The organism is Sphingomonas sp. Leaf4 (assembly GCF_920939515.1).
Taxonomy (GTDB): Bacteria; Pseudomonadota; Alphaproteobacteria; order Sphingomonadales; family Sphingomonadaceae; genus Sphingomonas.
In genome coordinates this window covers 258,643-279,602 of record NZ_CAKLBB010000007.1, presented here as the reverse complement: position 1 = coordinate 279,602, position 20,960 = coordinate 258,643, and the positions used below count along the sequence as shown (strand labels likewise).

General features: G+C 67.7%; 14 protein-coding genes. 8 read left to right on the top strand and 6 right to left on the bottom strand.

All coding sequences use genetic code 11. The features are described from left to right. The first annotated feature begins 349 nt into the window (after positions 1-349). The 3 genes from LRA89_RS12945 (at position 350) to LRA89_RS12935 (ending at position 4,394) form a co-directional block, all read left to right on the top strand. Positions 350-1,639 carry a BNR repeat-containing protein gene (locus tag LRA89_RS12945; RefSeq protein WP_230770779.1) on the top strand — a complete coding sequence of 430 codons (1,290 nt, stop codon included), beginning with the start codon at positions 350-352 and terminating at the stop codon, positions 1,637-1,639. 91 nt (positions 1,640-1,730) lie between these two features. Continuing rightward, complete coding sequence (locus LRA89_RS12940) at positions 1,731-2,651, top strand: DUF4861 family protein (RefSeq protein WP_230770777.1); 921 nt, start codon at positions 1,731-1,733, stop codon at positions 2,649-2,651. Between the two features lie 216 nt (positions 2,652-2,867). Next, positions 2,868-4,394 (top strand): tryptophan halogenase family protein, encoded by a 1,527-nt coding sequence (locus tag LRA89_RS12935; protein WP_230770775.1) that lies wholly within the window; start codon positions 2,868-2,870, stop codon positions 4,392-4,394. On the opposite strand, the gene LRA89_RS12930 is transcribed toward LRA89_RS12935, so the two are convergent. Together LRA89_RS12930 and LRA89_RS12925 are read right to left on the bottom strand one after the other, a co-directional pair. Beyond that, on the bottom strand, positions 4,369-4,875 hold the full coding sequence (locus LRA89_RS12930) for a PIN domain-containing protein (RefSeq protein WP_230770773.1): 507 nt from the start codon (positions 4,873-4,875) through the stop codon (positions 4,369-4,371). The genes LRA89_RS12935 and LRA89_RS12930 overlap by 26 nt on opposite strands. After that, the gene (locus LRA89_RS12925; RefSeq protein ID WP_230770771.1) at positions 4,872-5,105 is read right to left on the bottom strand and encodes a type II toxin-antitoxin system prevent-host-death family antitoxin; all 234 of its coding nucleotides are present in this window, start codon (positions 5,103-5,105) and stop codon (positions 4,872-4,874) included. The genes LRA89_RS12930 and LRA89_RS12925 overlap by 4 nt, the downstream gene beginning before the upstream one ends. A 193-nt stretch (positions 5,106-5,298) precedes the next feature. Here LRA89_RS12925 and LRA89_RS12920 point away from each other — a divergent pair, with 193 nt between their 5' ends. Then, positions 5,299-6,657 carry a cation:proton antiporter gene (locus LRA89_RS12920; protein ID WP_230770769.1) on the top strand — a complete coding sequence of 453 codons (1,359 nt, stop codon included), beginning with the start codon at positions 5,299-5,301 and terminating at the stop codon, positions 6,655-6,657. On the opposite strand, the gene glpK is transcribed toward LRA89_RS12920, so the two are convergent. Then, positions 6,654-8,135 carry a glycerol kinase GlpK gene (gene glpK, locus LRA89_RS12915; RefSeq protein ID WP_230770767.1) on the bottom strand — a complete coding sequence of 494 codons (1,482 nt, stop codon included), beginning with the start codon at positions 8,133-8,135 and terminating at the stop codon, positions 6,654-6,656. The two genes, LRA89_RS12920 and glpK, sit on opposite strands and share 4 nt — an antisense overlap. Positions 8,136-8,217: 82 nt before the next feature. Between glpK and LRA89_RS12910 the strand changes: the two genes are divergently transcribed. Continuing rightward, positions 8,218-9,723, top strand: a complete 1,506-nt coding sequence (locus LRA89_RS12910) for a glycerol-3-phosphate dehydrogenase (protein WP_230770765.1) — start codon at positions 8,218-8,220, stop codon at positions 9,721-9,723. On the opposite strand, the gene LRA89_RS12905 is transcribed toward LRA89_RS12910, so the two are convergent. Continuing rightward, on the bottom strand, positions 9,720-12,092 hold the full coding sequence (locus LRA89_RS12905; protein ID WP_230770763.1) for a hypothetical protein: 2,373 nt from the start codon (positions 12,090-12,092) through the stop codon (positions 9,720-9,722). The two genes, LRA89_RS12910 and LRA89_RS12905, sit on opposite strands and share 4 nt — an antisense overlap. A gap of 91 nt (positions 12,093-12,183) precedes the next feature. Here LRA89_RS12905 and LRA89_RS12900 point away from each other — a divergent pair, with 91 nt between their 5' ends. Together LRA89_RS12900 and LRA89_RS12895 are read left to right on the top strand one after the other, a co-directional pair. Then, positions 12,184-14,118: a S9 family peptidase gene (locus tag LRA89_RS12900; RefSeq protein WP_230770761.1), complete on the top strand. Its 1,935-nt coding sequence runs from the start codon at positions 12,184-12,186 to the stop codon at positions 14,116-14,118. Positions 14,119-14,262: 144 nt separating this feature from the next. After that, positions 14,263-14,727, top strand: coding sequence for a hypothetical protein (locus LRA89_RS12895; protein ID WP_230770759.1), 465 nt, complete (start codon positions 14,263-14,265; stop codon positions 14,725-14,727). Positions 14,728-15,186: 459 nt separating this feature from the next. Here the strand turns inward: LRA89_RS12895 and LRA89_RS12890 are convergent, their stop codons facing one another. Further along, complete coding sequence (locus LRA89_RS12890; protein WP_230770757.1) at positions 15,187-16,050, bottom strand: hypothetical protein; 864 nt, start codon at positions 16,048-16,050, stop codon at positions 15,187-15,189. 464 nt (positions 16,051-16,514) lie between these two features. Here LRA89_RS12890 and LRA89_RS12885 point away from each other — a divergent pair, with 464 nt between their 5' ends. Next, positions 16,515-19,589, top strand: coding sequence for a TonB-dependent receptor domain-containing protein (locus LRA89_RS12885; RefSeq protein WP_230770755.1), 3,075 nt, complete (start codon positions 16,515-16,517; stop codon positions 19,587-19,589). A gap of 52 nt (positions 19,590-19,641) precedes the next feature. Here LRA89_RS12885 and LRA89_RS12880 read toward each other — a convergent pair whose 3' ends face one another. Continuing rightward, on the bottom strand, positions 19,642-20,892 hold the full coding sequence (locus LRA89_RS12880; RefSeq protein WP_230770753.1) for a dienelactone hydrolase family protein: 1,251 nt from the start codon (positions 20,890-20,892) through the stop codon (positions 19,642-19,644). Between the last annotated feature and the right edge of the window lie 68 nt (positions 20,893-20,960).

The following is a 20,960-nucleotide window of genomic DNA, read 5'->3' as shown; positions in this document are numbered from 1 at the left end:
GGGGGCAGCGCTATCGCAGTCCGCGAATACTGTCCATCGCAAACAACGGGTGGCGAAGCATGATGTACGCAAGTGGCTACAGAAACAAACCGAAAGATTATTTTCATATTTCTATCCGCCTTGTCTTTGCAAGGCAGGTGATAGCGCGGACCGCAATTTGATCCAGAACGGACTTTAATTCCATATCTGGATCGATCTCTGTCGATACGCTTGGGATTCGAGATCGAAACGATCCAGCAGCGCACCGCTCGCACCAAGAGTGCCGTCCCGACGTGCAGCACTACCGCCCCTGTGCAGCACCCCGGTGGTGGGATACCGGTGGTCACGCCTGTTCCAACGGATGCCGCCGATGCCGATCGCCCGCCTGCTGTTTGCCACGCTGATGTTGACCATGTCGTCGGCGGCACGGCCAGCCTTGCCGCGTATCGAAGCGATCGACCGGGTATGGGCGGGCCATTACAGCCGCTTCGCGCTGGTCACGACCGAGCGGCGGATCATCGTCGCCTATTATGATGCCAACCGGCAACTGACCGTCGCGACCCGTGCGCGCGACGATGGCGCGAGCTGGGTCTATCACCGGCTGGCGAGCTGGACCGGGTGGGACAGCCATAACTATATCGCGGCGGCGGTGGATTCCGCCGGGCAGATTCATGTCGTCGCCAATCTGCACAATGATCCGCTGGTCTATTTCCGTACCATGCGTGCGGGCGATCCGCGCAGCTTCGTGGGCGTGGCGGCGATGGTCGATGGACAGCGCGAACGACGGATGACCTATCCCGTCTTCCTTCGCGACGGCGCGGGCGGGCTGATCTTCAAATATCGCGACGGGGGCAGCGGCAACGGCAACGAGATCTACAATCGCTACGACCCCGCCACCGGACGGTGGAGCGCGCTGCTCGCCAGCCCGCTCGTCAATGGCGAGGGGCGGCGCAACGCCTATTTCGTGGGACCTACGCCGGGGCCGGACGGGCGCTTTCATCTGGCATGGGTGTGGCGCGAGACGCCCGACGCCGCGACCAACCACGACCTGTCCTATGCCGTCAGCCGCGATCTGGTCCACTGGACCCGGGCCGATGGCACGCCGCTGCCGCTGCCGATCACGCTGAAGGCAGCAGGGATCGTCGATCCGGTACCGGTGCGCGGCGGCATGATAAACAACAACAGCGTCATCGGCTTCGACCGGCAGGATCGGCCGATCATCACCTATCACAAGTTCGTCGCCGACGGATCGACCCAGATATTCCTCGCGCGGTGGGAGGGACGCCGCTGGCACATCGCACAGGCGAGCGAGTGGGCGGGGTTCCGCTGGGACTTCGGCGGCGGCGGGTCGCTCGACAGCCGGCTGTTCGTCGAGGGCGCGGTGGCCGATGCCGCTGGGCTGCTGCGCATCCGGGTCCGGCGCGACGGCGCGCCGATCGACCTGATCGTCGACGAGGCGACGCTCGCCCGACGGGGTGAGCGCCCCGGCACGACACTGGCCGACACGCTTGCGCCGCTGATCGCGACGCCGCCGGGCATGACGCTGAACACCGTCGAGAGCGACGGCGTGGCGATCGCATGGCCGACCCGCCCGCCGAACCGCGACCGGCCGACGGCGGACATTCCCGAGCCGACGACGCTGCGGCTTGTCCTGCCCTGAGCGGCGAGCGGGCCGACACCGTTCGATGACTTTGCCGGTCGGTTGCCCTATCCTGCCGGCAGGACAGCCGGAATGGCGGAGAGAATCGGACATGCGCCACGGCTGGATCGCCGCCCTCGGACTGCTGACCACCGCGACCGGGCCGGCGCAGGATGTGCCGCTGCCGCCGGTCATCCGCCCGCTGCCCGAACCGCCCGCCGCTGATCGCCTGCCGGGCGCGCGGGTGGTGCTGGCCGACTATCGCCACGACGACCTGTTGTGGGAGAATGATCGCTCCGCGCATCGCATCTATGGCCATGCGCTCGAAGCGGTAGAGCCGCCATCGGGATCGGGCATCGATGCGTGGGGCAAGAATGTCGCGCGGCCGTTCATGGATCGCCAGCTTCGCACCGGCGACCAGCATGGCTTTCATGGCGAGGGGATCGACTTCTACAATGTCGGTGGCAGTCGGGGCATGGGGGGCCTCGGCATCTGGTTCGACAACAAGCTGTGGACATCGCGCAACTTCACCGCGCACCGCATCCGCCAGACCGGCGGCGCGGTCGCCGAGTTCGAGGTCGACTATGCCCCGTGGCCGGTCGATACCGGCCGGCGGGTATGGGAAACGCGGCGATTCACCCTGCCGATGGGGACGCATTTCACGCGGATGCAGTCGGTCCTCCGCTCCAGTTCGCCCGGGCCGCTGACGGTTGGCATCGGCTTGTCGAAGAAGGCCGGCGGCGACGGCCCGACGCTGAACGTCGATCGCGCGCGCGGCGTGATGACGTTATGGGGGCCGGAGCATCCCGGGCATGGAACGATGGGCCTTGCGATCCGCGTCGATCCGGCGACGATCGTCGGCATCGGGCAGGATGCCGATAATTACCTCATCTTCCTGCGCGTCCGGCCGGGGCAGCCGTTCGTCTATCATGCCGGATCGGCGTGGAGTCGCGGCGTCGGCGGGTTCCGCTCGGCGGCGGCGTGGGACGCCCATGCCCGCGACGCCAATCTCGACTTCCGGCCCGTGCGTTGAGCAGCACTTTGCGCTAGGGCCGATCGACATTCAGCCAGGCGGCGGCTCTAGGCGGCTCCCCTCCTTGACAAGGGAAGGGCCGGGGGTGGGTCGGCCCGATAGGAAACGTAATCGCTCCACAACTGGCCGCCCCACCCCCAACCCCTCCCTTGTCAGGGAGGGGAGCAGATTGGGAAGCCATTTCGCTGAATGTCGATCCGCGCTAGACCTGCGGGTATGGGCGCAGAGAGACGCATCGCGATCGTCGGTGGCGGCACCGCCGGCTGGCTGACCGCCGCCTATCTGGCACGGGCGCTGGGCAGTTCGGTGCGGATCACCCTGCTCGAATCGCCCGGCATCGGCATCATCGGCGTCGGCGAAGGCACTTTCCCGACGATTCGCGAAACGCTCCGCTTCCTCGGCATCGACGAGGCGCAGTTCGTCACCGCCGCCGGAGCGACGTTCAAGCAGGGCGTGCGCTTCGACGGATGGCGGCGCGGCGGAGCGGTGCCGCACCGCTATTATCATCCGTTCGAGCCGCCCTTCCCCGCCGACCGGCTGGTCGCGCACTGGCTGCGCGCCGATCCCGCGACCCGCCCGCCGTTCGCGCAGGCGGTGACGATCCAGCATCCGGTAGCCGCCGCCAACCGCGCGCCCAAACAGCCCGGCGACGAGGATTTCGACGGCCCGCTCGCCTATGCCTATCACTTCGACGCGGTGCGGCTGGCCGGCGTCCTCGCCGATCGCGCCCGCGCATCGGGCGTCACCCATGTCGAGGGGCGGATCGCGGACGTGGTCCAGAATGACGACGGCACGATCGAGCGGATCGATACCGATGCCGGACCGCTCCACGCCGACCTGTTCGTCGACTGCACCGGCTTTCGCGCCGAACTGATCGGCCGGTTGCCCGGCGCGGCGTTCCGGTCGGTGGCCGACCAGTTGTTCACCGACCGGGCGCTGACCTGCAAGCTGCCCTGCGGCGATCCCGACGCCCCGATCGAGAGCACGACGATCGCGACCGCACACGAGGCGGGCTGGATCTGGGACATCGGCCTGTCGGGCGCGCGCGGCATCGGCTGCGTCTATGCTAGCCGCTATATCGACGACGATCGCGCCGCCCAGTTGTTGCGCGCCTATCTGGGGCCGGCGGCGGACGGGGTCACGCCACGCCGGTTGACGTTCGACGCCGGCTGGCGTCCGCGACAATGGGTTGGCAATTGCGTCGCGGTCGGCCTGTCGGCCGGGTTCCTCGAACCGCTGGAATCGACCGGCGTCGTGCTGATCGAGGCGGCGGCGGCGATGATCGCCGAACTGTTGCCGCATGCCGGGCCGGTCGATGCCCCGGCCGGGCGGTTCAATGCAGTGATGGCAGCGCGCTTCGCGGGGATCGTCGATTTTCTGAAGCTGCACTATTGCCTCAGCGACCGGACCGAGCCGTTCTGGCGCGACAATGCCGATCCTGCCAGTTGGTCGCCACGACTGACCGATCTGCTCGACCAGTGGCGGCATCGCCCGCCCAGCCGGTTCGACTTTCCGGTCGACACCGAAACCTTCGCCTTCTTCAACTATCAATATATCCTGTACGGCATGGGCTTCGCGACGGTGCCGCCGCCGGGCGGCGCGGCACAGCATGCCGAGGCGCAGCGGCTGTTCGCCCGTATCCGCAGCTATGGCGACCATGCGGTGCGCGACCTGCCGCCGCATCGCGTGCTGGTCGACGGATTGCGCGGACTGCCGGCTATCCCCGCGCGAACAGGTTCCTGAGCCATGTCGCGCGCCCGCGCGATGCCTGTCGCCAGTCGCCGTCGTCGGCGGGCAGCTCGCCCGGCGCGGGCGTATAGCGCCACGGATTGACCGTCCGCACCTTGCCCATCCGAAACGCGGCGGGATTGCCGGTCGCAAGCGTCAGCCCCTGTTCGAGCGCGGTGGCGGCGATCAGCCCGTCGACCATGTTGGCATAGCCGAGCGTCGCCGCCCGCATCGCCACCCCGGTATCGACCGGCAGGATGCGCCCGTCGAACGCGCGCCGCACCGCCCCGTCCGCCCAGCGCCGCAGCGCCGCCGCACCCGCCTTGTCCGCGCGTTCGATCGATCGTGCCCCTGCCCCCAGTTCGGCCAGCGCCAGCGCGGACACGAACAGGTCGGCGCGCGACTGCCCCACCGCCCATGCCGCGACCGCCGCATCACCCCGGCCGCTGCTAACGTGGCGCAATTCCCACAGCACATCGGTGTCGAGCAGGATCATGGCACCCGTCCCCGGATCGCCCGCCAGTCGGGATCGGTCGCGATCGCCTCGTCGATCGCCAGCGCCTCGACGATGCCGTCGCCCTGCCCCGACAGGTGCCGGAACAGGTCGATACCGACCAGCACATGCGTCGGCCGCCCACGATCGGTTACGACCACCGGACCGTCCTGCGCGAGTCGCTTGGCATGGCTGACGTCCTGATTGAACGCCCGGCTGGACAGCAGTTTCATGGCGAAATGCCCCGTATCGATCGCAAGATATGTAGGTACGTACCTATCTTGTGGCACCGGTACAACGATCGCCCGCCCGTCGGCGAAAATCATGGCCGTCGATCCGAACGGCCTATTGCATCGATCGCGTGCCGTGCGTGTAAGCGCCCGATACGGTCCGCAGACGGCCGGCCGTCATGGGGGAGGAACAGGAATGAACGACTGGCTGGACAGCCTTGGACGCACGGCATCGGGACTATTGTCGGCGCATGGGCCGGCGATACCCGCCACCGCGCAAAGCTATGCGCCGGGCGATTTCAGCGTCCATTTCTTCCTGCAACTCGCGGTCATCCTCATTGCCTGCCGTGTTGTCGGCTGGCTCGGCAAGAAGCTGCTGGCGCAGCCGCAGGTGGTCGGCGAGATGATCGCCGGGGTGGTGCTCGGCCCCTCGCTGCTGGGGCTGTTCTCGCCCGATCTTCAGGCGGCGATTTTCCCGAAGGAAACGAAGAACGTCCTGTATGCCGGCGCGCAACTGGGTGTCGGCCTGTACATGTTCCTCGTCGGCACGACGCTGCGGCTCGATCATTTCAAGTCGAAGGCACGCAGCGCGTCGTTCGTGTCGCTGGCCGGGATCGTTGCGCCGTTCGGCATCGCGGTCCTCATCACGCCGATGCTGCTCGGCGTGCCCGACCTGTTCACGCCGGGCATCAGCCAGTCGAACGCCACGCTGTTCCTCGGCGCGTGCATTGCGCTGACCGCCTTTCCGATGCTCGCGCGGATCATCAACGAACGCGGCCTTGCCGACAGCGCGCTCGGCACGCTGTCGCTGACCGCCGGGGCGTTCGACGATGCCGTGTCGTGGTGCGTGCTGGCGATTGTGCTGGCCACGTTTGGCGGGGGCGCGGGCGTCGCGATCCTCGCGATCGGCGGCGGGCTGGCATGGGCGCTGTTCGTGCTGCTGGCCGGACCACGGCTGCTCGCCCCGCTCGCCCGCATGGTCGAGCGCGACGGGGAGTTGCGCATTCCGGTGTTCGCGCTGGTGATGATCGCCTTCTGCGTCTCGGCGTTCCTGATGGACGTCGTGGGCATTCATGCGATCTTCGGCGGGTTCATCCTCGGCGCGGTGATGCCGCGCGGATTGCTGACGGAGGAAATCCGCCGCAAGCTCGAACCGCTGACGGTCGTGCTGCTGCTGCCGATGTTCTTCACCTATTCGGGGCTGAACACGCGGATGGACATGGTCAATTCGCCGGGGCTGCTGCTGATCGCGTTCGGCATCCTCGTCGCGTCGATTCTGGCGAAGGGCGGTGCCTGCTATCTCGCCGCGCGCCTGTCGGGCGAGGACAATCGCACGGCGCTGGGCATCGGCGCGCTGATGAACTCGCGCGGGCTGATGGAACTCATCATCATCAACATCGGGCTGCAAAAGGGCATCATCGGCCCGACGCTGTTCTCGATGCTGGTGCTGATGGCGATCGTGACGACGATGATGGCCAGCCCGTTGTTCGAGCTGTTCTATGGCCGCAAGGGCCGGGAGAGCGGCGAACTGGCCGCGCTGCCGCAGACCAGTTAACCAAGCGTGCGGCGCACCGCGTCGCGCCACCCGGCGACGAGTGGCGCGCGCTCGTCGGCGCTCATCGCTGGGTCGAAGCAATGTTCGCGCGCCCACAACGCCCGAATGTCACCGAGTCCCGACCAGACGCCGGTCGCCAGCCCCGCGAAGAACGCCGCGCCGCGCGCGGTCGTCTCCAGATCGGCGGGGCGTTCGACCGGCACGCCGATCATGTTGGCGAGGAAGCGGCACAGCCAGTCGTTCGCCGCCATGCCGCCGTCCACCCGCAGCTTCGCCGGCTGCCCACCGCCATCGGCCACCATCGCCTGTGTCAGATCCATCGTCTGATAGGCGACCGATTCAAGCGCCGCCCGGGCAAGGTGCGCGGCGGTCGCGCCGAGCGTCAGCCCGAAGATCGCGCCGCGCGCGTCCGGCTCCCAATAGGGCGCGCCCATCCCGACGAACGCCGGGACCATATAGACGCCGTGGCTGTCGGGCACCTGCGTCGCCAGATCGTCGGTCTGGCTGGCGTGGGTGATGACGCCAAGGCCATCGCGCAGCCATTTGATCGCCGCGCCGGCGATGAAGATCGATCCTTCCAGCGCATAGGTGGTCCGGCCACCCAGCCGATAGGCCGGGGTGGTCAGCAACCGGTGGCGCGACGCGACCGCCGTATCGCCGGTGTTGAGCAGCATGAAACAGCCGGTGCCATAGGTCGACTTGGCCATGCCCTTGTCGACACAGGCCTGCCCGAACAGCGCGGCATGCTGATCGCCCGCCATGCCGGCGACCGGGATGGCGCGGCCGAACAGGTCGGGCATGGTCGTGCCGAACCCATGCGCATTGTCGTGAACCTCGGGCAGCAGCGCCATCGGCACGCGCAGCAGCCGGCACAATTCCTCGTCCCAGCACTGGCGGTGGATGTCGAACAACATCGTCCGGCTGGCGTTGGTCGCATCGGTCGCGTGGGACCTGCCGCCGGTCAGCCGCCACAGCAGGAAACTGTCGATCGTCCCGAACGCCAGTTCGCCGCGCTCGACCCGCGCCCGCGCGCCCGGCACATGATCGAGCAGCCACGCGATCTTGGTGGCGGAAAAATAGGGGTCGACGATCAGTCCGGTGCGCTCGCGGATCATGTCCTCGGCACCGTCGGCCCGAAGCTGCTGGCATTGCGGGGTCCCGCGCCGGTCCTGCCACACGATCGCGCGGTGGATCGGCACACCGGTCGCGCGGTCCCACACCACCGCCGTCTCGCGCTGGTTGGTGATGCCGATCGCGGCGATCGATGCCACCGGCACCCCGCTGGTCGCGATCGCCTCGCGCGCGGTCGCCACCACGTCGCGCCAAATTTCCTCCGGATCATGTTCGACCCTGCCGGGTGCGGGATAATGTTGCGTGAATTCGGTTTGCGCGATGGCGATGCGGCGGGCCGCCGCATTGAACAGGATGCTGCGGGTCGAGGTGGTCCCCTGATCGACGACCAATAGATGCGACGCCACCTGCGCTCTCCCTTCACCCGCCGGAACGCGCCGGGCGGTCGTTTCGTTCGATCACCGGCACGGCAGGGGGTCAAGGACCACGATGGCGCAGGACGATACCGAACGCTTCGACCTGCTGGTGGTCGGCGGTGGGATCAACGGCACCGGCATCGCGCGCGATGTCGCCGGGCGCGGCCTGTCGGTGCTGCTGGTCGAGCAGGACGATCTGGCGGCGCATACCTCGTCCGCCTCGACCAAGCTGATCCACGGCGGCCTGCGCTACCTCGAATATGGCGAGGTCCGGCTGGTGCGCGAGGCGTTGATCGAGCGCGAGCGGCTGTTGGCCATCGCCCCGCACATCATCTGGCCATTGTCGTTCGTCCTGCCGCAGACGCACAGCCCGCGGGCGGCGTGGATGGTCCGGCTGGGGCTGTTCCTCTACGATCACCTCGGCGGGCGGAAAACGCTGCCGGCGACACGCACCGTCCGGCTCGACCGTTCGCCGCTGGGCAAGGGCTTGCGCGAGCGGCGCGGCAAGGCGTTCGTCTATGCCGATTGCTGGGTCGAGGACAGCCGTCTGGTCGTGCTCAACGCGCTCGACGCCGCCGAACGGGGGGCGACGATCGCCACCCGCACAACGCTGATCGATGCGCGGCGCGAGGGCGACGGCTGGGTCGCGACGCTGCGGTCCGACGGCGGCGCGCGGATCGTCCGGGCCACGGCGCTGGTCAATGCCGCCGGACCGTGGGTCGCCGACGTAATCGGCCGCATCGGTGGCGCGCGTGCCGATCGTGGCGTCAGGCTGGTCAAGGGCAGCCACATCGTCGTGCCGCGCCTCTACGACGGCGACCATGCGTTCATGCTCCAGAACGACGATCGCCGGATCGTCTTCGCGATCCCCTATGAAGGGCGCTTCACCCTGATCGGCACGACCGATCTGCCATGGACCGGTGCCCCGGCAAAGGCGGCGATCGGCGCGGAGGAAACCCGCTATCTGCTGGGCACCATCAACCGCTATTTCGCGCGGACCGTGGCGGAAGGCGACATCGTGTGGAGCTATGCCGGCATCCGTCCGCTCTACGACGACCATGCCGCCAATGCTTCGGCGGTCACGCGCGATTATGTGCTCGATCTCGATGCCGGGTCCGGGGGTGTCGACGCACCGCTGCTCAGCGTGTTCGGTGGCAAGATCACCACCTATCGCCGTCTCGCCGAACAGGCGATGCGCGATCTGGCGCCGTTCTTTCGCGACGCGGGCGGACCATGGACCGGAGCGAGCGCGCTGCCCGGCGGCGATTTCGCCGATTTCGATCGATTTGTGGCAGGGGTCATCGATCGTTATCCAGCACTGCCCGAACCGCTGCTGCGCCGCCTCGCGCGTGCCTATGGGTCGCGGGTCGACCGGCTGCTGGGGCAGGCGCGGACGCTGGACGATCTGGGGCAGGATTTCGGCGGCGGGCTATATCGCGCCGAAGTCGATTACCTCGTCCGCAGCGAATGGGCGCGGACGGCGGAGGACATCCTGTATCGCCGCAGCAAGCTCGGCCTGCATGTTCCCGCCGGCACCGCCGACCGGCTCGACGCCTGTCTTGGCGGGGCCGTCGGTTAGCTGCCGGCGGGCCGTTCGAGCTCTACCGGCGTGTCGAGCGCGTCATGCAGCCGCAGCGCGACCGTTCTTCCCGACGGCGCCGGCAGCGTGATCGACGATCCGACGAACCCGGCCGGCACCATCGTCATCCGCTGCGGATCGGCCGGATCGCCCGCCGCCGCAATCACGAACAGGTCGCGTCCGCTCAGCACGCACCCGCCGCTCGCGCCACAGGTCACGCCGGTGATCGCCGGCAGGCGGACGACCTGCGCCAACGGCCGCCAGTCCCCCGCCGCCTCCCCGCGCCGGACCCGGACCCTGAGCGGCCCCGCCGCGTCGGGCCCGAGCAACGCCTGCGGCACGATCGACGCAACGACGACGTCACTGCCGATCCGCTGTACCCCGCCCGACGCGAAATCGAGCGATACGGTCCTTCCCTCCGCGCCGGCGATCTCGATCGTGTCATCGCCGGTCACGCCGCCGTCGACCCGCAGCGAGAAGCGCAGCGTCGCATCGACCGGCACGATCCCGTCGGGCAGCCGCAGCGGCAACGTTCCCGCCACCGGCCGAACCGTCACGTCCCGACCAATGACGGCGAGCGACGGACGCTGTGGGGCGAGCGTCGCGTCGACGCCGGCGGTCCGCTCGTCGCGCAGCCGCACCTTCGCGGTCGTCGCCTTCTGGCCACCGTCGATCGCGCCATCGGCTTGCAGGACCAGCCGGTCGCCCTTCGCGCCGCGCGTCAACACACCCGCCACGAAGCGCCGCCCGGCGAAATCGAGCGACTGGACCTGATCCAGCCGTTGCCCGGTCAGCACCCCGTCGCGGTCGCCGGCATGGACCGTGAAGCGATCCAGCCGGCTCGCCTCGACCCGGCCGGTCAGGGCGAGCGCGACCGGATCGGCCACGCCGTAGCGCGCGATCCGGAGCGTCAGCGGACCCGGCCGGACCTTGCCCAGCGGCAACATCGCGCGCAGTTCGTCGGGTGCGGTGGCCTTCCACTCGACCGGCAGGATCGTGTCGTCGCCCGCGACGATCGCGAGGCCGGCGACACACGCCGATGCTCCGCCACGCAACGTCAGCGGCGATTCGCGACCGACGACCACCGAGGCGTCGGGCTCGGCGTGCCACGTACCGGCGGCATCGGCCTGCACCGCAAGGCGCGGCCCGGTGAAGCGATCGAAGCCCCAGCGCCCTTGCAGCACGCCGCCCGTGACCGGCCCGGCGATCGCCGGCATTCCCGATGTGGCGCGAACGCCGCCACGTTCCACGTCGCGCACCATCGGCACGTCAACGCTTTGCCCGTTGGTGGTGGTGATCCGCAGCGTCAGATCCTGGGTGTAATCGGTCGCGAACAGCAACGACGCATCGTCGAGCGTCAGCACCGCATCGGGCCGGGTCAGGCAGACCGGGGCGGTCGCACCGGCCCGGAACAGCGGCGGCATCGCCGGGCCGATCGGCGGCAGCGGTGCCACCAGCACCGATCGCGGATTCTGAAACGAAGGCGCGGCGTTCAGTTGCAGCGTCATCCGATCGCCGCTGCCCGTCGTCAGCGCGGGAAGATATTGATATTGCGCGCTCTGAAACGCGCCGAACAGCCGCGCCAGATCACGCGCGAGGCCGATATAGGGGCTGTAGAACCCCGCCCCGCCCTCGCGCGTCGCGGCAACGCCATAGGCGAGGTTCACCGGCGCGCCGGTCAGCGTTTCGGTGAAGCTAGTGCCCCGCCCGGCCTGAAGGATCGTCGCGCTGCGATCCTGCATCAGGCACGCCGCCTGCAACGCCCGCTGGCGCGTCAGGCATTCCGCATTCAGCTTGATCCGCAGCGCGTCGGCCAGGACCGGCGCGACCGATGCCAGCCGTTCGGGAGCACGCTCGCCGATCGACCCGACCATGGCGACGAAGGTGTCGAGCCGTGCCCGGTCGAGCGACGCCTGATAGAGATCCTGCGCCGCCCGCACGAAGATGCCGGGCCTACCGCGTACGGCATCGCGTACCGCGTCGAAGCCGCCGCCGGCATCGGGCACCATCAGCACGATCGCCTGTTCGGCGCCTTCGGGCACGCTCAGGGTCAGCGTGCTGCGTTTGGGCTTCCACGTCTCGGCACGGAAGAACCATGGCTTGGGCGGCGGATTGGTCGCGCCGCGCAGGAAGGCGACGACCATCAGATAGCGTGCCGACTGGTCCGCCGGCAGCTCCGCCCGCGCGACCAGCCGGTCGCCGGGCTTGAGCGACGGCACGGCGGTCAGCGGCAGCGTGGCGTCGCCCCGGCCGACGGTGATCGTCAGTTGCGGGCCGGTCAGGTCGAACCCGCCCTGCTGGGCCAGGGCGGGCGATGATGCCGCAAGCGTCAGCAACGCCGTGCAGAAGCGGAAGAATACGCGAACCATGGCAGGGCTATAGTCGATCCATGCGCCTCGACGCCACGCCGCGTATGCGGACCGCTTGACGCCGTCACCGGTGCTGTCCGATGATCGCGCCATGCTGAAACCCATCGCGCTTTCGATCAGCCTGCTGGCCCTTGCCGCAGGCGTCTCCGCCCAGACCGCCCCGCAGCGGCAGGTGGGCAGCGCCACCCTGTCGGGCGTGCCCGACATTCCGGGCGACGTGCGCGAGGCGGTCCAGCGCTATCAGAACAGCCGCGCCGCGCAGTTCGAGGACTGGTTGCCCGACGGGTCGATGCTGATCGCCACCCGGTTCGGTTCGACCCAGCAGCTCCATCACGTCGCGCGGCCAGGCGGGGGCCGCACCCAGTTGACCTTCGGGGCCGAGCCGGTGGCGGGGGCCATGGTGATCCCCGGCACCGACCGTTTCGTGCTGACCCGCGACACCGGCGGCGACGAATGGTTCCAGCTCTATGCGCGCGGGCTGACCGGGCCGGCGCGGCAATTGACCGAGGCGGGGACGCGCAACGAGAATCCGGTGTTCAGCAAGGACGGCACGCTGCTGGCGTGGTCGCAGGCGACCAAGGGCAGCGCCGCCTATTCGATCCTCGCCGCCGATCCGAAGGCCGGCGGCGCGGCGCGAGTGCTCTATCGCGCGGACGGGGCCGTCGCGCCGGCGGCCATCGCCGCCGACGCATCGCGGCTGATCTTCGTGCGCAGCCTGTCGAACCGCGAGGACCAGTTGTTCGAACTGGACATCGCCACCGGCAAGGCGCGCCGCATCGCCGCCGATGCCCCGCCGGCGCTCTATAACGATCCGCGCTACCTGCCCGACGGCAAGCGGCTGATCGCCATTTCCGATGCGGGCAGCGACACGCGGCACCTGGTCGAGATCGACCTGGCCACGGGCAAGCGGACGGTGCTGACTCCCGGCCTCAAATGGGACGTCGAAAGTTATGACCTGACCGACGATGGCCGGGTGCTCGCCTATTCGGTGAACGAGGACGGGCTGTCGCGGGTGGTGGTGCAGGACCGGATCACCCGCCGCGCATTGCCACAGCCGAAACTGCCGCAGGGCGTGCTGACCGCGCTGCGCTTCTCGAGGAATGGCAGCAACCTCGCGATCGGGCTGACGTCGGCGACCTCGGCGGGCGACGTGTGGAGCTGGGGCGTGGCCGATGGCACGCTGACCCGCTGGACGATGTCGGAACTGGGCGATCTTGACCCCGCGAAACTGGTCGAACCCGAGCTGATCCGCTTCCTCTCGTTCGACGGGCTGTCGGTCCCGGCGTTCGTCTATCGCCCGAAGGACGTAGCTCCCGGCACGCGCACCCCGGTCATCATCGACATCCATGGCGGTCCGGAAGCGCAGACCCGCCCCGGCTGGAACTATGGCGCGCAATATTTCGCCGATGTACTCAAAGCGACGGTCATCCTGCCCAACGTCCGCGGCAGCGACGGCTATGGCCGGCGCTATCTGAACCTCGACAATGCCGAGAAGCGCGAGGATTCGGTGAAGGACATCGGCGCGCTGCTCGACTGGATCGCGCGCCAGCCGGGCCTCGATGCGAAGCGGGTCGCGGTCTATGGCCAGTCCTATGGCGGCTATATGAGCCTTGCGGTCATGACGCATTATTCCGACCGGCTGGTCGGCGGGGTCGAGCGGTACGGCATCAGCAACTGGATCACCTTTCTCCAGAACACCGAAGCCTATCGCCGCGACAATCGCCGCGCCGAATATGGCGACGAGCGCGTGCCCGCGATGCGCGAGGTGCTGACGCGGATTTCGCCGGTCGCCGATGTCGGCCGGATCACGAAGCCGATGCTGGTGATGCAGGGCGCCAACGATCCCCGCGTGCCGCAATCCGAGTCCGACCAAGTGGTCGCCAGCCTGCGCGCCAGGGGCAATGAGGCATGGTATGTGCTGTTCGCCGACGAAGGGCATGGCTTCCAGAAGAAACCGAACAACGACCTGCGCCGCGAGGTCGAGACGGTGTTCCTGCGCCGGTTGTTCGAGCCGCCGAAGCGCTGACCGGCCGGGCCGGCGCGGGACAGGTCGACACGGTCCGCGCCTTCCCCGTGCCGGAAACGATTATTCACACTTCGCCAATACAGTGTAATATTATATCCTCTACCTGTTGCTGGTCCGAAGGTCATGCACGAAGAGGCGAACGGAATGTTTACGGATCAGATGGTGCATGCGACGTTGCAGACGTGGTGCGACAATGTCGTCGCGGTCGGCAAGGTCCACAGCGACAGTGGCGACGTCCATGCGTTCGCGACCCAGGTATTGAGCGACAATTACGACTATGGCGCGGGCAAGGTGCTGTTCAAGCCGACCCTGACCCATGGTGCGCAGACCTTCCGCCCGACAAAGGCCGGTGCGCTGTCCTATTTCGTCGGTGGCGATCCCGAGTTCCCCGATGACAAGGGGTTCAAGCTCAAACCATGGGTCAAGGTGTGGTACAACAAGCTCGATTATGTCCTGCACGGCGACATCGCCATCGTGCAGTGCAACGTCCACTTCATCGGCGCCGACGACAGCCACATCTTCGTGAACAAGAGCTTCGTGTTCAAGGAATGCGGCGATGGCAAGGTGCGGATCGTCCTTCACCAGTCATCGCTGCCGTATCAGCCCTGATCGTATCGCCCGGCCCGGTGCGGGCGGTGATCGCGACGATCGACTTGGCGAGCATCGGCGATCTGTCGGACGAGGTCGATGCGGACCGATCGGTCGGTACCGCCCTGCTCGTCCGGCGTCGTGCCGCGTTGACCGGCGAGAACCGGTTAAGGGTTCGGTTCGACCTGATCGAAACCGATGCGGGTAGCCGCTTTCACACCGGCTGCCGCACGCTGGGCCTGAACCCATCTATGTCGGTCCCGGCACGCAATGATGCTGCGTCGATGGGCCGGATGCGATCTGCGAGGTGCCGACCGGCGCGACCGGCGGGTTCAGGGGCCGGGAACTACTGAACCCGCCCGAGGTGCTTTATTGGCCGCCGCCGATCGCCGCCAGCGACGGCCGCCGCCTCGTCCTGTCGATCGATCCGCCAACCTACCGACGATCCTGACGATGACGGGCAAGCACCGGCGGTTCGCCTTAGCCGCCGGGTGCCTCGCCACCGCCGGGATCGAGGATCGCGCGCACCATCGTCGCGCGCTTCATTCCGGCGGTTACATTACCCTGCCCGCTGTAGAGCCCGCGCAGGATACCGCGATCGAACGGGGTCAGCGTGTCCGGTGTCGCCTGCCCGTCGCCGGGAGCGAACGCGGCGAGAATCGATTCCGCCTCGATCCGTCGCCCGGGGCGGGCGTCGGCCAGCGCGCGCATCGCCACGTAATCGGCGATCTGCAGCGGGGACCGGGTCGTGGCGGCGGCGGTATCGATCACCACCACCGCGCTGACGATGTCGCGGCGGAAGGCGTTCGCCAGCCGGCTGGCCCCCTGCACCTCCAGCGTCGGCGGTCCGTCGCCACTCACGGTCGCACGTTCGCCGTCGCGGCTGCGCGTCTCCCACTCCACCCAGCCGCGCGCGCCGCCCGGCTCGCCGAGGATACGGCGCATGTCGGCAAGGGTCTGCGCGCGCAGGTTGGCGGTGCGCCGCGTCATCAGGCCGCGCACCATGGCGCGCCCGTCGGCGGTGACGATCAGCAGGACGTTGGGGTCGCATCCCGGTGCCCCGATGCGCAAGCCGATGCCGTCGGCAACGATGCCGATCCGGTCGACGATCGCCTGCCCGGTTTCACGCGACAGGCCGACCACCCCCGGACAGATCGGATCGGTAAACCGCGCCAGCGGCTGATCGATGGTCGTCGGGGGAAGCACCGCCTCCACCCGGCGCGCGGTTTCGCGCATCGCGTCGCGTTGCGCGGCGGTAACGACGATCTCGCCTTCGGCCGGCTGCTGCGGCGGGGCGGCCTGAAGCGCTCCGGCGAGCAGCACGGTGAGCAAGGGCGATACCATGCGGTTCCTCTTGGGGGTCGGCGTGGGCCACCGGCAGGCGGCACGGGTTGGTGCGTACGCTAACAATAGCATAGCGGAAGGTGACAGTTCCGCATCATTTATACAAAATGACGTTTTTTCTAGGTGACGTAGCATTTTACAATTGAAAAGTTCTGCGAAACACGCAGGTTCCGCCCGGGGCTGGACATTTCGGGGGGAATGATTTTGAGCATAATTCTATTCGCCACGCGATACGATGCTGCCGGAACCGGTTCCATTGCTGCGAACCGCCGACTTTGTTCGCGGCAATCAAATCCAGCCCCGTTCTGATGTCACTCGTCGATCGAACGACCGGCCAGAGCCGGCGTCACGCGGTCAGCCGGGTTCGCGGTCGCAAGACTTCGACACCGGACCGCGTCCGACGAGCGCTTTGACAGGAACGCACTAAAAAGTGCTGTAATACCAACAGGGAAGGAATGGTGGGAATGAAACGTACGGTGATACTGTCGCTATTGTCGACAGTGCTGGCGACGGGAATGGTGTTTCCCGCGGTCGCGCAGGTCGGATCGACCGGAGAACAGACGACTACCGGCGATCCGGTCGCCGATGCCAAGCTGGAGGATACCCGCGCCACCGACAATTCGGGGCAGCGGAACGATGACACGATCATCGTCACCGGCACGCGCATCGTCCGTCCGAACAACAAGTCGGCCGCACCGATCGTGACCACGACCGCCGCCGAGATCGCGGCACAGGGCGCGACGACGATCGAGGAAGTGCTGAACCGCCTTCCGCAGATCCAGCCCAACGCCGAACAGAACTACGCCGATTCGAACGGCGCGCAGCGGATCAAGTTGCGCAGCCTGGGCTTCGAGCGCACGCTGTCGCTGGTCGACGGGCTTCGCCTGGGTCTGGTCAACCAGATGGATACCAGCATCATCCCCAGCGCGCTGGTCGAACGGATCGACGTGCTGAGCGGCGGTGCGTCGTCGGTGTACGGATCGGATGCGATCTCGGGCGTCGTCAACTTCATCCTGAAGAAGAATTTCGACGGGGTGCGGCTCGACGCCAACTACAGCTTCTACAACCACGACAACCGCGCCAACGCCGTGACCGACGCCGCCGGCCGCGCGTTCTTCCCGGCGCGCACCGGCACCGCCAACGACGGCGGGCGCAGCAACATCACCGTGTCGTTCGGCAAGAACCTGTTCGACAGCGCGGTGAACATCACCGGTTTCGTCAACTATCGCCAGTCGGACCTCGTGCGCACGGCTGACCGGTCCTATGCCGCCTGCGAAGTGACCCAGCCGACCCGCGACGGGCCGCTCGCCTGCTCGATCGCCAGCTTCACCCCCAACGGCACGATCATCCCGCAATCGGGGGCCAATCGCGGACGCGTGCTGGTCAACAGCCCGACCGGCAACCGGACCTTGGTCCCGATCAATTCGGGGCCGAACACCGCCGCCAATCCGTTCGACGGTTTCAGCTTCCAGCGCGAGTTCGAGCGGATCAACACCGGCGGCTTCCTGACCGCGCGGATTTCCGACGACATCGAACTCTATTCGTCGGCGCTGTTCTATCGCGACAAGTCGCGCAACCCGCAGCTCAACCGGACGCTGAACTTCGGCGCCTATGGCTCGACGCCGTATTCGCTGCCCTGCAACAACCCCTATCTGTCGGCGTCGCAGGCGACGACGATCTGCGGCGCGGCGGCGGGCACCGCTACCTATGCACCGATCGACCTGCGCTATCGCTTCGACGGCGCACCGCCGGTGAACGCGCGCTTCGTGAACAAGGGCTTCCGCGTCACGGCGGGTCTGCGCGGACAGGTGCTGGACGACAACTGGAACTATGACGTGGCGGGCGTGCTGTCGCGGCTGAACACCACCAGCTTCGGCCTCGCCAATCCCGACTTCAACCGGGTGAACCGCTCGCTCGACGTGACGCTGGTCAACGGCGTGCCGACGTGCCGCTCGGTCATCAACGGCAGCGATCCTGCCTGCGTACCGTTCAACGCCTTCATCCCGTACAACAGCGATCCGGCGGTCAACGCCTATTATTTCGCGGTCGGACCAGTGAACTTCTCCAACACGTCGCAAACCAGCAGCCCGCAGATGTGGCAGGCGCTGGCCACGCTGAGCGGCGATCTCGGCAAATACGGCATCACCTCGCCGCTCGCCGAACAGGGCGTCGCGGTCGCCTTCGGCGGGGAGTTCCGCGCCGAGAAGCAGACCAACACCGCCAATGCCGCGTTCCGTGCGGCGGCCGGCGGCACCGACGCCCGCTTCACGCAGAACATCGTCGAAGTGAACGCCGAGTTGCAGGCGCCGCTGATCGAGAACCGGCCATGGACCGAACTGCTCCAGTTCAACGCCGGCTACCGCGTATCGAAGTACAACCGCCTGCGCGGCACGTTCAACACCTGGAAACTGGAAGGCATCTGGTCGCCGATTCCCGATATCGGTTTCCGTGGCGCATACAACAAGGCGCAGCGCGCACCGAGCGTGACCCAGGCCGATTCGGCGAGCAACATCGTCTATAACAACATCGGTTCGCGCAACGATCCGTGCGCCAGCACGCCGGACCCGAGCAACCCCAACAACTTCCGCGCACCGACCGCGACGATCGCCCAGTGCCGCGCGACCGGGCTGCCCGACAATCTGTACGGCAGCCGGACGCTGAGCTGCCCCGACGACGCCTGCACGATCCGCAACGGCGGCTTCGGGCTGACCCCGGAAACCGCCTATACCAAGACGTTCGGCATGATCCTGCGTCCGCGCTTCCTGCCGGGCCTGACCGTGTCGGTCGATCGCATCCTCGTCGACCTTGAGGATTCGATCAATTACTACGCCGCCAACGACTTCCTGAACGGCTGTCTGAGCATCCAGACCGACTTCTACTGCCGTGGCGTGGTGCGCAATCCGGGCACCTTCACGCTGTTCAGCCCGGCAGCGGACAATCCGACAACCGGCTTCTTCGCACAGGGGCTGACCAACGCCTTCAAGTCGTCGTTCCATAGCTGGGACTTCCAAGGCCAATATGGCCGCTCGCTCGGCAAAGCGGGCCGGATCGACCTGTCGTTCAACGGATCGCTCGCCACCAAGGTCGGCAACCAGGACGCCCCCGAACTCGCCGATCGCAACTGCGTAGGCTATTACGGGCCGTTCTGCGGCGAGAGCCTGCCCAAGTGGACGCACAACATGCGCGCCACCTGGACGACCGCCGACAACGTGTTCAACACGTCGGTCAACTGGCGGCATACCGCGCCGACCACGGTGACCTATAACGTCACCGATACCGATCTGGGCATTCCGTTCACCGCCGCCGACCGCCGCACGACCTATGGCGGGATCGATGCCTATGACTACATCGACGTCGCCTTCGCGTTCGAAATCGCCAAGCGGATGACGTTCCGCCTGTCGGTCAACAACGTGTTCGACACCGATCCGCCGCTGGTGCCGAACTCGCGCAACCTGCTGGGCCTGCTGCGCACCAACACGGTGTTCCGCTACGACCTGCTCGGTCGCAACGTCGTCGCCGGGATCGGCCTGAACTTCTGATCCTGCGCTACCGGACAGGCCCGCCGCGACTGGTTCGCGGCGGGCCTTTTCGTTATTTGAGCGGCAGCAGCGCGCTGGCGGCACTCGCCGGATCGGCACGATCGAGCAGCGACAGCCACATCGCCCGCGCGGTGCGCGGCACCCGCCCGTGAAACGCCCGGCGGCCATCGATCGTCACCGTGACCGGCCGGTCGAGATCGAGCAGCCGGTCGGACAGGCGCAGCGTCGTTCCCGCCGGGACCGCGCCGGTCAGCGCGATGGTCTGTCCGGTGACGGTGGCAACGATCCGGTCCCCGGCGGCGACCTTGGCACCCGGTGGAATCTGCAACCAGTAGAAGCGGTCGCTCGTCACATCGTCCTGCACCCACACGATGCGTTTGGGCCAAGGGTCGCGGCGGAACTGCGCCATCCACGGCAGCGCCTCGGCGTCTTTGCGGTTCATCCAGTGCGGCAATCCGGGATAGATGCGCGACAGCCCGACATAGCCACCCGGATCGGCACGGCGCAGCGCTGCGAGCTCGGCGCTCTTCTCGGCGGCGATCCGGTTGCGGTCGTAGGCGGCATCGGCCCCGCCCATGAAGATCGCGAACGGCAGGTTGCGCACCGGTTCGAGCCGGGCTTCGTTGGGATGGCCCGCCATCGTCGCCGCCGCCGCGAAGCGGTCCGCCATGCGCGGCGCGAGCTGCCACACGCCGTCGCCCCCGGCCGAATAGCCCAGCAGATACACCTTGTCGGGATCAACGCCGTTGACCGCGACCTGATAGTCGATCAGCCGCTGGAACAGCGGATCGATATGCGGCTCATGCCACAGGTTCCACGTATCGGTCGGTGCGCGCGGCGCCAGATAGATGCCCTCCGCCGGTTCGTAGAGGCGAATCTGGTTACGCCATTGCTGGTCGTTGACCGCCGCCGGGGCATTGCCGCCGCCATGGAGCGAGATCCACAGGCTGCGGCTGCCGGCGGGAGCGTTGCCGAAGGTCCGGCTTTCCCAGCGCAGCGTCCGGCCATCCAGCGTGATCGCCTTGGCATCGATCGCCGCGCGCCCCGCCTCGGCGACGGTCCGCAACCGCGCCGCCGAGAGCAGCGACAACGCCCGTGCCGCCGCCGCCCGGTCGAGCGGGCGCGCGAGGACCGGCGCATCGATCGCCCGTTCGGCCGCCGGCCGTTCGAGCCATGTCGTCAGCGCGCTAGGCACGCCGCCGGCACGTTGCCCGCCGGTCGCCGGGGCCGGCACGAGCTGACACAATGCGGCCGCCGCGACGCAGCCGAGTAACGTCCGTCTGCCGGGAAGAATGCTGGGCATGATGGCTGTCCGGTTCGAGGAAATCATGGAAGGCGTCGCGGTAACGCGCCTGTCCGTCGACAATGCGC

What these genes read in the sequence shown, in the direction of transcription:
- LRA89_RS12945 (WP_230770779.1), top strand. Translation starts at nt 350, where the DNA reads ATGCCGATCGCCCGCCTGCTGTTTGCCACGCTGATGTTGACCATGTCG.
- LRA89_RS12940 (WP_230770777.1), top strand. Translation starts at nt 1,731, where the DNA reads ATGCGCCACGGCTGGATCGCCGCCCTCGGACTGCTGACCACCGCGACC.
- LRA89_RS12935 (WP_230770775.1), top strand. Translation starts at nt 2,868, where the DNA reads ATGGGCGCAGAGAGACGCATCGCGATCGTCGGTGGCGGCACCGCCGGC.
- LRA89_RS12930 (WP_230770773.1), bottom strand. Translation starts at nt 4,875, where the DNA reads ATGATCCTGCTCGACACCGATGTGCTGTGGGAATTGCGCCACGTTAGC.
- LRA89_RS12925 (WP_230770771.1), bottom strand. Translation starts at nt 5,105, where the DNA reads ATGAAACTGCTGTCCAGCCGGGCGTTCAATCAGGACGTCAGCCATGCC.
- LRA89_RS12920 (WP_230770769.1), top strand. Translation starts at nt 5,299, where the DNA reads ATGAACGACTGGCTGGACAGCCTTGGACGCACGGCATCGGGACTATTG.
- LRA89_RS12910 (WP_230770765.1), top strand. Translation starts at nt 8,218, where the DNA reads ATGGCGCAGGACGATACCGAACGCTTCGACCTGCTGGTGGTCGGCGGT.
- LRA89_RS12905 (WP_230770763.1), bottom strand. Translation starts at nt 12,092, where the DNA reads ATGGTTCGCGTATTCTTCCGCTTCTGCACGGCGTTGCTGACGCTTGCG.
- LRA89_RS12900 (WP_230770761.1), top strand. Translation starts at nt 12,184, where the DNA reads ATGCTGAAACCCATCGCGCTTTCGATCAGCCTGCTGGCCCTTGCCGCA.
- LRA89_RS12895 (WP_230770759.1), top strand. Translation starts at nt 14,263, where the DNA reads ATGTTTACGGATCAGATGGTGCATGCGACGTTGCAGACGTGGTGCGAC.
- LRA89_RS12890 (WP_230770757.1), bottom strand. Translation starts at nt 16,050, where the DNA reads ATGGTATCGCCCTTGCTCACCGTGCTGCTCGCCGGAGCGCTTCAGGCC.
- LRA89_RS12885 (WP_230770755.1), top strand. Translation starts at nt 16,515, where the DNA reads ATGAAACGTACGGTGATACTGTCGCTATTGTCGACAGTGCTGGCGACG.
- LRA89_RS12880 (WP_230770753.1), bottom strand. Translation starts at nt 20,892, where the DNA reads ATGCCCAGCATTCTTCCCGGCAGACGGACGTTACTCGGCTGCGTCGCG.